This window comes from Pandoraea capi, assembly GCF_902459735.1.
Lineage (GTDB): Bacteria > Pseudomonadota > Gammaproteobacteria > Burkholderiales > Burkholderiaceae > Pandoraea > Pandoraea capi.
Genome location: NZ_CABPRV010000012.1, coordinates 85,708 through 98,232, shown reverse-complemented (window position 1 = coordinate 98,232; position 12,525 = coordinate 85,708). Strand labels below are relative to the sequence as shown.

The 12,525-nt window shown below is 65.4% G+C and carries 11 protein-coding genes; 5 read left to right on the top strand and 6 right to left on the bottom strand.

Annotated features, from left to right (window positions below; translation table 11 throughout):
* The first annotated feature begins 23 nt into the window (after positions 1 to 23).
* Complete coding sequence (locus PCA20602_RS21515; RefSeq protein WP_150722931.1) at positions 24 to 857, top strand: AraC family transcriptional regulator; 834 nt, start codon at positions 24 to 26, stop codon at positions 855 to 857.
* Here PCA20602_RS21515 and mnmH read toward each other — a convergent pair.
* The 4 genes from mnmH to PCA20602_RS21495 are packed head-to-tail and all read right to left on the bottom strand — an operon-like array spanning position 793 to position 4,777.
* Positions 793 to 1,896 carry a tRNA 2-selenouridine(34) synthase MnmH gene (gene mnmH, locus PCA20602_RS21510; RefSeq protein ID WP_150722930.1) on the bottom strand — a complete coding sequence of 368 codons (1,104 nt, stop codon included), beginning with the start codon at positions 1,894 to 1,896 and terminating at the stop codon, positions 793 to 795. The genes PCA20602_RS21515 and mnmH overlap by 65 nt on opposite strands.
* Positions 1,893 to 2,597, bottom strand: a complete 705-nt coding sequence (locus tag PCA20602_RS21505; RefSeq protein ID WP_150722929.1) for a tetratricopeptide repeat protein — start codon at positions 2,595 to 2,597, stop codon at positions 1,893 to 1,895. The genes mnmH and PCA20602_RS21505 overlap by 4 nt, the downstream gene beginning before the upstream one ends.
* 24 nt (positions 2,598 to 2,621) lie before the next feature.
* A complete protein-coding gene (locus PCA20602_RS21500) occupies positions 2,622 to 4,124 on the bottom strand; it encodes a glycosyltransferase family 2 protein (RefSeq protein WP_150722928.1) in 1,503 nt (500 codons plus the stop codon).
* Between the two features lie 20 nt (positions 4,125 to 4,144).
* The gene (locus tag PCA20602_RS21495) at positions 4,145 to 4,777 is read right to left on the bottom strand and encodes a cytochrome b (protein WP_242560233.1); all 633 of its coding nucleotides are present in this window, start codon (positions 4,775 to 4,777) and stop codon (positions 4,145 to 4,147) included.
* A 288-nt stretch (positions 4,778 to 5,065) separates the two neighbouring features.
* Between PCA20602_RS21495 and PCA20602_RS21490 the strand changes: the two genes are divergently transcribed.
* A complete protein-coding gene (locus PCA20602_RS21490) occupies positions 5,066 to 5,890 on the top strand; it encodes an isocitrate lyase/PEP mutase family protein (protein WP_150722927.1) in 825 nt (274 codons plus the stop codon).
* A 141-nt stretch (positions 5,891 to 6,031) separates the two neighbouring features.
* On the top strand, positions 6,032 to 6,841 hold the full coding sequence (locus tag PCA20602_RS21485) for a class II aldolase/adducin family protein (protein ID WP_150722926.1): 810 nt from the start codon (positions 6,032 to 6,034) through the stop codon (positions 6,839 to 6,841).
* On the opposite strand, the gene PCA20602_RS21480 is transcribed toward PCA20602_RS21485, so the two are convergent.
* On the bottom strand, positions 6,842 to 7,771 hold the full coding sequence (locus PCA20602_RS21480) for a LysR substrate-binding domain-containing protein (RefSeq protein ID WP_150722925.1): 930 nt from the start codon (positions 7,769 to 7,771) through the stop codon (positions 6,842 to 6,844).
* A gap of 152 nt (positions 7,772 to 7,923) precedes the next feature.
* Positions 7,924 to 9,312 carry an MFS transporter gene (locus PCA20602_RS21475; RefSeq protein ID WP_150722924.1) on the bottom strand — a complete coding sequence of 463 codons (1,389 nt, stop codon included), beginning with the start codon at positions 9,310 to 9,312 and terminating at the stop codon, positions 7,924 to 7,926.
* A gap of 557 nt (positions 9,313 to 9,869) precedes the next feature.
* On the opposite strand from PCA20602_RS21475, the gene PCA20602_RS21470 reads away from it, so the two are divergent.
* Together PCA20602_RS21470 and PCA20602_RS21465 are read left to right on the top strand one after the other, a co-directional pair.
* Complete coding sequence (locus PCA20602_RS21470) at positions 9,870 to 11,678, top strand: CPBP family intramembrane glutamic endopeptidase (protein ID WP_174981408.1); 1,809 nt, start codon at positions 9,870 to 9,872, stop codon at positions 11,676 to 11,678.
* Between the two features lie 75 nt (positions 11,679 to 11,753).
* Positions 11,754 to 12,425: a DUF1345 domain-containing protein gene (locus PCA20602_RS21465; protein WP_150722922.1), complete on the top strand. Its 672-nt coding sequence runs from the start codon at positions 11,754 to 11,756 to the stop codon at positions 12,423 to 12,425.
* Positions 12,426 to 12,525: the final 100 nt, after the last annotated feature.

The window sequence follows — 12,525 nt, the reverse complement described above, 5'->3', positions numbered from 1 at the left end:
ACATTGGCGTCCAAGGAGCGCAAATGAAACCCGAGACCCGTCTTCGCTACGCCCAACGCATGGAGCCTGTGCTGCGCTGGCTGGCCAGTCATCCGGAGAGTCCCCCGGATCTGTACCACCTCGCCGAACTGGCCTGCCTGTCGCCGTATCACTTCCATCGTGTCTACCGCGCGTTGCTCGGCGAGACGGTGAACGGCACGGTGCAGCGCATTCGCATGCATCGTGCAGCCATCGCGCTGGCAGACTCGGAGGATTCGATGCGCGTTGTGGCGTCGCGCGCCGGCTATACGTCGGACGCCGCGTTCAACCGGGCCTTCGGTGCGTTCTTCGGCATGCCGCCGGGACGCTATCGGGACACCCGCTCCGATCCCGTCGATCCTCAGGAGCCCAACATGTACCCGATCTCAGTCGAATCGTTTCCCGCCACGACCCTTGCCGCGCTGCGACACAGCGGCGACTACCAGGCCATCGGCCCCGTCTTCGTCCGCGTTTTCATGCTGGCCGCCGCGCACGGTCTGGCGCGACCGGACACCACCGGCTTCGGCGTCTATTTCGACGATCCGGAACAGGTGCCGACCGAACAGTTGCGCTCGCTCGCCGGCGTGTCGGTTGCGAGCAATGCCGACATTGGCGGCGATCTGGAAAGGTTCGAGATTCCGGCCGGACGATGTGCCGTGCTGACGTACACCGGCCCGTACAACGAGATGAGCAAGCCGTATCAGTGGCTCTTTTCGGAGTGGCTGCCGAACAGCGGGCTGGAACCGGCCAACTTCCCGATGTTCGAGCAGTACCTCAACGACCCGCGTTCGACCCCGGCGGCACAGCTTCAGACGAAGATCTGTCTGCCGGTGAAATGACGGCGAGCAGGGCCTGTGCCTGCGGGCGCAGGTCTTGCGCGACGGGATGAAACGCGAACGGCATCGCCTGCGTCAGCCCTTTGAGCAGCTTGCGCGAACTGCGCGTGTACGCCGGGTCGTAGTGCCGCGTGATGAGCGCTTCGGAGAGTTCGCGTTGTTGCCCCTGATCGAGCATCGCCAGCCACTGGTCGACGACCGCCCTGCCATGCAACGGAACGAGCCGCAGCAACTGCGCGCGAAACGCCTCCGGCTGCGCAAGCAGATGACCGTACTCCTGCGTGAGCAATGCCACACGCTCGTCGATGGCGACGCTGACCTCGACGCAGCGCATGGTGCCGCGCATCGCCGTCATCAGCGACTCGGGCAGCGTCACGAGGCCGATGCGACGACTCTCCGCTTCCACGAACACCGGACGCGCCGGATCGAGCGCACGCAGCGCACCGATCAACCGCGTGTCGAAAGCCTTTTGCGACGGCTGTGGCGCGTCGGGCATCGCGCCGAGCAGCGAGCCCCGATGCACGGCGAGGCCTTCGAGATCGAGCGTCTGCGCCCCGGCGTGGGCCAGCGCGTGCAGCAGACGTGTCTTGCCGCAGCCGGTGTGTCCGGCGAGGACCACGTAGTCGAGCGTCGGCGGCAATGTCGCAAGCGAGGCCACGACATCGCTGCGATAGGTCTTGTAGCCGCCTTCGAGCTGACGCGCCCGCCAGCCGATCATGTTCATCATCAGCGTCATCGACGCCGAGCGCATGCCCCCGCGCCAGCAATACACGAGCGGACGCCAGTTGCGCGGCCGGTCGGCAAACACCGTATCGAGATGATGCGCAATGTTGCGCGCGACCATGGCCGCGCCCTCACGCGAGGCGTCGAACGGCGAGACCTGCTTGTACATCGTGCCGACGACAATGCGTTCTTCGTTGCTGAGCACCGGGGCGTTGATGGCGCCGGGGATGTGATCGTCGGCGAATTCGAGCGGCGTACGAACGTCGATGATTTCGTCGAAGTCGCCAACGCTGGCGAGCGGCACGCGCAGATGATTCATCGTGCCTGCTTTGCCGAGGGTACGGCGGTTTGTTGGGTCGATGGCCCGGCGGCTTGTTGGACGGCTTGTGCAGCCAACGAACCGCAGTGACTGCCGTACGGCGTGCGAGAGGTGGGCTGGTGGCGCGCGTCGTCGCCGAGATCGGCCCGCACCCTGGCGGCACGATCGATGATGCGCGTTGCGGCTTCCGCATCGCCCGCCCCGCCGAGCGCGAGTGCATAGTCGTCGAGCAACTCGGCGTAGGCGAACGGCACCTTGCGCGCCGCCTCCAGACGGTCGAGCGTGCCGAGTGCACGACCGAAGTATTTGACCGAGACGCCGAACTGACGCTGCACCAATGCCAGCCGCGCCAGTTCGACGAGCGCCGGGTAGCGATAGCGCGCCGTCAGGATGTCGAGATCGTAGGCCTGACTCAACTCGCGCTCAGCTTCGGCGTAATAGCAGGTCACGCCGAGCGCCCGCCCGTAGTCGAAATGTACCGCCGCGCGTTGCGACGCCGGCCAGCCGGACTGGTCCGCGACCAGCGCCGCCTGACCGAAGGCGCGTCGGGCAGTATCCCAGTCGCCACGCACTTCGGCAGCGCCGCCCTGCGCGGCGTAGTCAGGGCCTGCCGGCTTCGGCGCCGGTGAAGTGCACCCTACGGCGCCCAGAACGGCGCCAAGCGCACACACCATCGCCAACCACGTCAAAGATCGAATCATCGGGGAGAGAAAACTGCCGGGAAATCACCTGTCGCGGGGCACCTCCGCACCGCGCTCGCCCGACAGGATACCGCGTCGCACCTGAACGCCCCAACGCTGACGTCCCGTGAGGAAATGGCCCCAGCCCATCGCCGCCCCCGTGTGACGCATTAACTGGAACGAAAACGGCTCCAGCACCGCAGCCACGAAGGCCAGCCCGAGGCTCGTGCCGGTGCTGTGCCCGGTCCAGCGGCGATAGGCATGCACCGACCACAGATGAAAGCCGAGATCGATGACGATCTTGCCGAGAATGATCCCGGAGACCGGCAGCACGACCCCGTAATGTCCTTCGCAGACGAACGTCACCAGCAGCGCGAAGGCCGTCAGCCCGTAGATCGGCTGAAGCGTGTCGAACGCCTTGACCGGCAGCATCCAGCGACCGAGGTTGCCGTAGCGGCCGTTGCCGACCATATCGCGATACCAGTACTGCGTCTGGAGGAAGCCCGCAAACCAGCGGCGACGCTGACGCAGGAAGCTCGTCAGGGTGCCCGGGGCATCGGTGATCGCCTGTGCACCGCCCACGACACGCACTTCCCAATGCAGCGCATGCGCCACCGAGTAGCGGCGCAGACGATGGATCAGTTCGTAATCCTCGACCAGACAGGCCGGATCGAAGCCGCCCACGGCCAGCACTGCTTCGCGCCGGAAGCACGCGAAAGCGCCGGAGATCAGCAACAGGCCGTCGGCGCGCATCCACGCAAAGCGCGAGATGAAGTTGCGGATGTACTCGTACGTCTGGAAGAACTGCAAAACGCGCGCGCTCATGGTGTCGCCGCACACCGGCGTGAGGACCCCCGTGGCCGCCACGAGACGCGGGCGACGGGCGAACGCATCGTGCATGGCCGCACATGCGCCGGCGTCGAGCAGCGTATCGGCGTCGACCGTCATGACGATGTCGGTGTCCATACCGACGAGCGCGGCATTGAGCGCTTTCGCCTTGCCGCCGTGCGGCACGCGCAGCCAGCGCAGGTTCGGATAACGCGTGCTCGGTGCACTCAACCCGCCAACACCCGGATCGACGAGACCATAGTCGCCCGTGAGCAAGGCGACGGTGCCGTCGTGCGAACCGTCGTCGGCAATCACGATGGCATCCGGGACCTGACGGCCCGCCATCAACGAGCGCAACGTCACCGGCAGCGCCGCCGCTTCGTTGTGCGCCGCCACGACCACGCCGAGGGTGAGGCGCACCGCGGCCGCATCGGCGGCGTTGCCCCAGGTCTCATCCGGGTCCGGGCGCATCAGGCGCCACGCCTGCCAGAAGACGAACGCCAGCAGCACGGTGTCGTAGACGACATACGCCACGCCCGTGCCCCACGCGAACACGCCCTTGAGGAAGAACGCCTGCGCAAACAACAGGCACCACAGCACGGCAACGCCGGTATGCACGAGCCAGCTCGCGAGGGGCGTCGGCGGCAAGGTGAAGCGCGGCGAGTGTTGTTCGCGCAACGCTTCCAGTCGGGAAACGCCCGTCTCGATAGTCGGTGTCATGTCTTGGTTCTGCTCCGTGCTCACGGCAGCATCCGGCCGATCACCGGGTGACGGTCGATCCATTGATGCTTGAGCGCACCACCGATGTGCAGCGCCAGCAACGCATAGAGGGTGTAGGCGCAATACGTGTGAACGTCGCCCAGCACGCCGTGCCAGTAGTCCTTGCTCGCGTCGCTCATCGCCATCAGGAAGCCCATGCGCGGGAACGGCACCGAGCCGAACAGCACCAGCGGGTGCGTCGATGCGGCCACCCATGCCGAGTCATGCGCCCAGCCCGAGAGCGGCATCGCGAAGATCAGCACGTACAGCAGCCAATGCACCAGATGCGCTGCGGCACGCTCCCACGAAGCGAAAACGTGCGACAGCTCGGGCGGACGATGCGTAACGCGCCACAGAATGCGCAGAATCGCGAGGCCGAGTACCGTGATGCCGATGGACTTGTGCAGATCGATCCAGAAACGCACGTCGATCTTTTCGAGCGTGGCGTCGGACAGCAAGGCAATCGTCTGACCGATCGCGACGTTGCCGAGCATCAGCAGCGCGACCGCCCAATGCAGCAGCATGGCGACACGGGTGTACTTGGGATCTTCGTACAGGGCCACGCGGGGTTTGCCGGCAGACGCCGATGAGACTGAAGGAGGCTGAGAATTCACGTTGGACGTCCTGAAAATACGCTGGAAGATGATGGCATAACGCCGGTTGAAGCGCGCTTATTCCGGCGTTGCCGCAAAAAAGTTGTTACCGGGGATTACCGGCGCGGCACGGGACACCGCGTTCCCCCTTCTGTCGCCACGCTCGACAAAACCGTTCGTCGGTCGCCATTCGTCGGCATGCCTGCACGCGCATGGGGAATCTGCCTTGCGAGCGCGTCGCAAAACCGCGATGATCGGAAAATTCCGTGCGCAGCGCATCGCGAACTGCGCCCTCTATGGAGACATGCCATGCCACGCAGCATCGCCGAAAAACGCGCCGCGTTTCGAGAGCTTCACCTCGCCGGTTGTTTCGTCATCCCCAACCCGTGGGACGCCGGTAGCGCCAAATACCTCGAACATGCCGGCTTTCAGGCGATCGCCTCCACCAGTTCCGGTTTCGCCTGGTCGACCGGGCACCCCGACAACGGCGTGACGCGCGACGGCGTTCTGGCGCATTTGCGCACCCTCGTCGAGGCCACCGACCTGCCGGTGAACGCCGACTTCGAAAGCGGCTTCGGCAGCACGCCCGACGACGTGGCGCAGAGCGTGAAGCTGGCAGTCGCCACCGGCGTGGCCGGTCTGTCCATCGAGGACTCGACGGGCAACGACAACGAACCGCTCTTCCCGCTCGACGAAGCCGTCGCGCGCATGAAGGCGGCGCGCCGTGCCATCGACGAGACCGGCGGCGATACGCTGCTCGTGGGTCGCGCGGAGAACTTCTTCGCCGGCGTGCCTGATCTCGACGACACCATCAAACGATTGCAGGCTTACGCCGAAGCGGGCGCCGACTGCCTCTACGCGCCGGGTATCCAGTCTGCCGAGCAGATCCGCGCCGTGGTGGCGGCCGTCGCACCGAAGCCCGTCAACGTGCTCGTCGGCGCCACATCGCCCTTCACCCTGCAAACGCTGGCGAGCCTCGGGGTGCGCCGCGTGAGCGTCGGCGGTGCGCTCGCCCGCTCCGCATGGGGCGGCTTCATGCATGCGGCGCAAGCGCTGGCCGAAGGTCGATTCGACGGCTTCGACGGCGCCGCCAGCGGTGCAACGCTCAATGGTCTGTTCCGCAAGGGGGAATGAACGACCGGGGGCGATAGCCGTGGCAGGTCCCTGACCAGTGACTTTTCGTCGATAGACGTTGCCGCCCCCGCGCGGGGACAATTCCGGGAAAGCCGATGCCCGCATAGCGGACACGGCGTCCCCATTCGACGGAGCGCCCCCATGAATTCCCCGCACGACGCCTTTGCCGCCTTTGCGATCCCCACGCCGCTGGGCGCACCGCTGCCCAAGCCGCAAATATTCGATAACGTGGAAGACGAACGCGCCGACCGGAAGCTGCGGCTTGCCGTGGCCTTTCGTATCTTCGCGCGCTTCGGGCTGGCCGAAGGCATCGCCGGGCATATCACCGTGCGCGACCCCGAGTTTCACGACCGTTTCTGGGTCAACCGCTACGCCCAGCACTTTTCGTCGATTCATCCCGACGATTTGATTCTGGTGGACGAAGCCGGCGGCCTGCATCACGGCGACGGTCCGGTCAATGCCGCAGCGATGGCCATCCATGCCGGCATTCACGCCACCCTGCCTCACGTGACGGCCGCCGCCCACACGCACACGACCCACGGCCGCGCCTTCTCCGCACGCACGCGCCATCTCGCGCCGATCAATCAGGAAGCGTGCCTGTTCTTCGAAGACCACGTGCTGTTCCGTGGCGACGTGCTCGTTCTCGGCGCCGACGAAGGTCGTCGCATCGCCCAGACGATGGGGCATCAGCGTGCCGCCGTGCTGTTGAATCACGGGTTGCTCACCGTCGGCTCGTCCGTCGATGCCGCGGCCTACCGTTTCCTCGCAATGGAGCGATGCGCGCAGGTCCAGTTGCTGGCCGAAGCCGCGGGACCGCTCGAAGTACTCTCCGACGCCGAAGCCCGCGAGGTCTTCCGTCTGCTCGGATCGGACTATGTGGCATGGCTCGGCTATCAGGGCCTCTACGAGCAAGTGTTGCGCGAATGCCCTGAACTCCGGTCGCCCCGCTAATCAGGTCCGTTCGCTGACGCGCTCGCCGAGATACCCGTCGACGGCGCGGCGTAACCAGGCGTCGAACTGACGCAACGGCGCCCAGTCGCGACGCTGTGCCGGATACGAGAAGTAGATGGTCTGGGGATTGGCGAGCGTATGCGCGTGGGCCTGCACCAGGGCGCCACTCGCGAGTTCGCGCTCGATGAGCACACGCGGCAGCAACGCCACGCCGAGTCCGGCGACTGCCGCGTTGATCGCCATGATGAACATGTCGTAGCGCTGCGCACCGCGTTGGGGCCGGATCTCCGACGCGTGTGTCGCGCCTTGCGAGGCGAACCAGTCGTCCCACACGCGAGGGAGATCGCGCGGGCAGATCCATGACTGCCCGGCGACCTCGTCGAGCGTCAATGACGTGCGCCCCGCCAGCAGTCGAGGTGCGGCCACGAGCAAGAGCGAATCGTCGGTGACAAGCGCCGTGCCGGGCATGCCGGGCCATAGCCGCGTGCTGAAGTAGATTGCCGCATCGAATGCGGAATCGTCGAAGAACACGGGCTGATCGCGCCCGAGAATATGCAGACGCACGTCACGCGTGGTGGCATAGAAGTCATCGAGCCGGGGAATGAGCCACTGCGCGGCGAACGTCACGCCGACGGCAATGTCCAGCTCGGACTCACGGCCCTGTTGCACGACGTCGAGCGTGTCGCGACGAATCTGATCGAGATGCACGCGAATGCGTTTCGCGTATTCGGCACCGGCAGGCGTGAGCACGAGCCGCTGCCGGACACGCTCGAACAACGCGACCCCCAGGTGCTTTTCCAACTCCCCGACCCGCTTACAGACGGCGCCGTGTGTGAGTGCGAGTTCTTGCGCGGCTGCCGCGAAATTCTGATGACGGGCACTGGCCTCGAAGGCCTGCAACGCCGAGAGACTGGGAACGCCCAGACGCATGGTGGCTCCTGCGGGAAAACGATGTTGCCCGACAGTCTATGCGATGCGTCTCGCACAAACCAAGGCCCGTCGTGCCTGCGCATCGACGGGCCTTGGTGCTGCCCCTGCGGGCGTCAGCTCACGACAATCTGCGAGCGACGCTTGTTCCGCGCTTATTCCACGTGCGCGACACCACCGGCGAGCACCGGCGCACCCGCCACTTCCTTGGGCAAGGCCCACGACATCCAGTGCGTGCGCAGCGCAACCACCAGCACGAAGGCGAGCGCCGCCAATGCGCCGAACGTGGCGAACCCCATCTGATAGCTGCCCGTCGACTCCTTGGCGATGCCCATGATCACGGGCAGATAGAAGCCGCCGATACCACCGGCTGCACCGATGATGCCCGACATCAGGCCCGTCTTGCCTTGCCAGCGTTGCGGCACGAGCTGGAACGTCGCTCCATTGCCCAGACCGAAGCACAGGTAGATCAGCACGAGCAGCGCGATACCGGCGCCTTGCGGCGGCATCCATGCCGCGAACACAAAGTCGATGACCGAGATGGCGGCGAGCAGCAACACGAGCGCACGCACGCCGGAGATGCGGTCGGCCACCAGACCGCCGATGGGACGCACCAGCGCACCGAGGAACGCGAGCAGCGACATGAACAGACCGGCTTCGAGACGCGGCATGCCGTACAGCGAGATCAGCAGCGTGGTCACATACGACGACATGCCGACGAAGCCGCCGAACGTGATGCTGTAGACCAGCATGATGACCCACGTGTCGCGCTCACCGAGCACACCACGATAGTGACGCGGCAACACGGCGATGGCGAGCAGCGCACCGAGCACCGGCAGCAGCAGCACGCCCGCCTTGCCTTCGCCGAAAGCGCCCGCATGCACGCACAACACCAGCGCGACGAGCCCGAACACCGTGATGAAGAAGCTCGAGAACGCACGCGGCGCACTGCCCGACTTCACGCCCTGATCCTTGGCCCAGAACACCAGCGCCAGACCGGCGAGTGCGAGCAGCGGCAGCGCGGCACCGGCGGCGCGCGCCCAGCCGAAGTGTTCGGCCAGTCCCGGGAACATGAAACCGTCGAGCACGGCACCGACGTTACCCGCTGCGGCGAGGCCAAGCACAAGACCCTGCACCTTCGGCGGATAGTTGCTGCCCGCCATCGGCAAGGCCACGGCGAAGCTCGCACCGCCCACGCCGAGGAACACCCCCAGCACGAGCAGCAACGTGTACGACGGCGTGCCCGGCATCAGCAGCAGCACGACCGACGGAATGGCCGACAGTACGAGCCCCATCAATGCGATCTTGCGGCCGTCGTAGGCCTGATAGAGATTGCCCAGCGTGACGCGCAGGATCGCGGCGCCCAGCACCGGCACGGCCACGAGGAAGCCGGTCTGTGCGGGCGTCATCGCAATGTCCTTGCCGATGAACGGGGCCAGCGGTCCGAGCATCACCCAGACGGTGAAACCGGTGTCGAAGTAGAGAAAACACGCAACCAGCGCGCGCCAGTTGCCACTTTTCAACGATTGCGTGAGCGTGCTCATGGATACCCTCGTGTGCGGATGCCAAAAAAAAAAGCGTCCCGAAGCCGTCGGCCTGTAAACAGACCTGTAGCTTCGGGACGCCGTTGCCCCGAAATCCCCGCGCTCGCGGGGTCATGCATGCGGTGCAGAAAATTCGCTTGTCTTCGCTTACCTTACTCAGCCGCCGTTGGCCTTATGCAAGGATTAGCAATTGGCGTGCCAAGTGGGCGTCATGTACGGAACAAAACGCGGGAGATGTCCATTTCACGGGGCTTTTGCGGGAGTACGGCGCGCGGGAAATGCCGCAATGAGGGGCAATCGGCGCGAGCGCTGGCCGCCCTCTCCATGACATCACAACGGGCACAATGCCGCATCGCGATGCGGCGGCGCACCATTAACGTGCGCCCCACCCCGCACGACGGCAAGCGACGACGCGTGACGATTTCCGAAGACTTGCTCCAGATGGCGCATCGTTTCCCGATAGCCGGCCTCGCTTCAGTTCAGGCATGCTGGGGTCGTTATGCCCTCAGACAGACTGCGAGCGCAGTCGACGACAACGATATCCCGGGAAATCTCGCGTGTACCGCATCCTGCTCCAGCTCTCGATGGCCGTGCTCGGCCTTCTGCCCGTCTTTTCCACCGCCGCCCCCGCCAAGGGCACCCCGCTGCTGACGCAAGACACGCTGACGCAGCAAGTCGATGACGCGTCGCTCGCCAAGTATCGCGAGATCGTCGCGACGTTCGACGCGGCCGTGCGCGAGCACCCCGCCGATCCGAAGCTGGCGCTGGCGCGTTGTCAGTTCATGCAGACCTATTCCTGGTCGGAGGACCTGCGCTGGGCCGGACAAGCGCAAACGGATTTCTCCGCCTGCCGGCAAACGCTCACCGACAAGTTCGCCAACGTTCCGGAGGTCGCGCTATATCTACTGCAAAGCACGTACGGCAAAGCGCTCATCGAGCAAGGCTCGCCTCTGCTGGCGGCATCGGCCGAGTGGTCGCCGCAGGACCGCGCCCGGTTGCATGCTGCGCTCGCCAATGCTTACGAGGCGACGCAAGACAAGCGCAACGCGGGCCAGCAAGCGGTGGAAGCCGCCATGCTGGCCCCCGATACCCCGGTGCTGTTGCTGGCCGTTCGCTATCTCGCGTCGAACGGAGAGAAGACGCAAGCGAAGCGTATGTTGATGGCGGCCCCGGCGCCCAAGGTCCCCTGGCTCGCCAACGCCCGCATCAACACCGCGCATGATGTCTTGCCTGGCACCACGGCGCGCGACCTCCTGCTGCAAATGCAGCAGGCCGGGTTGAAGATCGATCCGTACACCAGCGCACGCGCGTGGCTTCAGGCCGGTGACCCCGCCCGCGCACAACGTGCGCTCTCCGATACGCCGCCCAGCGCGTCGGAGTTGACGCAGAACCGCGCGCTGCGTCTGTCCGTGGCGCTCGCCGCCGGCGACGGCAAAGCTGCGGCGGCGGCTATCGAATCGTCGCTCGAACATGACAAGGGCAACCGCTGGCCGCTCTCCCAGTCGTACGCCGTGCTGCTGACGATCGACCCGGCGGCGGCCCTGCATCCTGCCTTTGCGGGATTGGCGCTGACGTTGCTCGCCATCGGTCTGTGCATCGCGCTGGTGCCCGGCCTGCTGATGTTTCCGGTGCACTATGTCGGAACCGTGCGCGCCCGCAAAGGCCGTCCGACCCCGGCGATCTTCGACGGCATCGGCCTGCGGCATGCCTGGTGTGGACTCGCCGTGTTCTGCCTCGCCAGTTGGGTGATCCCGGTGTTCATGCTCGGACGGGTGGCATCGGCCTATCCGGTCGCGGCGACGGGAGCGTCGCTGTTGCAGCCGAAGCTGGCCATCGCTCACTTCGTCACGCTTGGCGTCATTTCGCTCGCACTCGCCCATACCGTCTGGAGGTTCGGCTGGCGCCAGTGGCCCGGCTACGGCACGTGGAAGGTGCGCTGGTTCATCTGGCCCGCCATTCTGCTCATGATCGCGGCATTCAGCGCCTGGGTGATGGCAAGGCATGGCATGCCGGGGACGGCGGACAAGCCGGTCTGGAACGAAATCATCGTACTCAGCGCGCGGCAGGCCGGCGGCGCCGGACTCGCTTACCTGCTGATCGCCGTTGCCGTGCCGATCGTCGAAGAGTTCGTTTTCCGGGGCTGTCTGCTCGGCGGCCTGACCCGCCATATGAGTTTCGCCGCGGCCAACGTCTGGCAGGCCGTGATCTTCGCGTCCGTGCACTTCGATGCGAAACACTTCGTGTTCTTCGTCCTGTTCGGCCTGACAACCGGCTGGCTCGCGAAGAAGACACACGGACTGGCCGTACCCATCGCCATCCACGCCATCAACAACGCCATCTTCGTCTCGATGGTCCTGTCACGCTGAAGCGCCGAACCGGGGCATGGCACCCTTGAGGGATAATCGATCCACCCGTTGCCACGCTCCGCCCGGACGTCGCTCATGAACGCCAAGCTTTTCCCGCATCTGGTCCGCTTCCACCCGCGACTGCTCATCGCCATCGTGATTGGCGTCGTTGCAGGCCTGTTCGTGCAGGTCGTCGTCAAGGGAGAGTTCAGCACCGTCACCCGCGTGCTGATCGGCTGGAACGCCGGAGCATGGTCGTATCTGGCGATGATCTGGTTCATGATGGTCACCGCCCCCAAACGCAGCATCGAGCGCTTCGCCGAGCAGGAGGACCAGAGCGCGGTCATCGTGCTGAGTGTCGTCAGTCTGTCGGCGATCGCCAGCGTGGCCGCCATCGTTCACATTCTCGCGAGCGCGAAGGCCGGGGGTGCATCGCACGCCTCTGAGCATGTTCTGTTTGCTGCCGCCACCCTCATCGCCGGCTGGTTTCTCGTCCCGACGATCTACACGCTGCATTACGCGCGACTGTACTTCACCGATACCGAGTCGCCGTATGCGCTCGCCTGGCCGGACCGGGATTGCGATCCGGACTATTGGGACTTCCTGTACTTCTCGTTCACCATCGCGGTCGCGTCGCAAACCGCCGACATCGCGCTCAAGTCGCGCCGCATGCGACGTGCCGCTCTCGCACAGGCCATCCTCTCGTTCTTCTTCAATCTGGCGGTGCTCGGCCTGTCGATCAACATCGGCGCCGGATTGCTCAGTTGAGCCGTGCGACGCATCGACGCGAGTGCCGACGCTGCGTCGTCACGTTTGACGACATGTGACATGACGCCGCACCACCTACAGACATAAACCCCATTAAAAA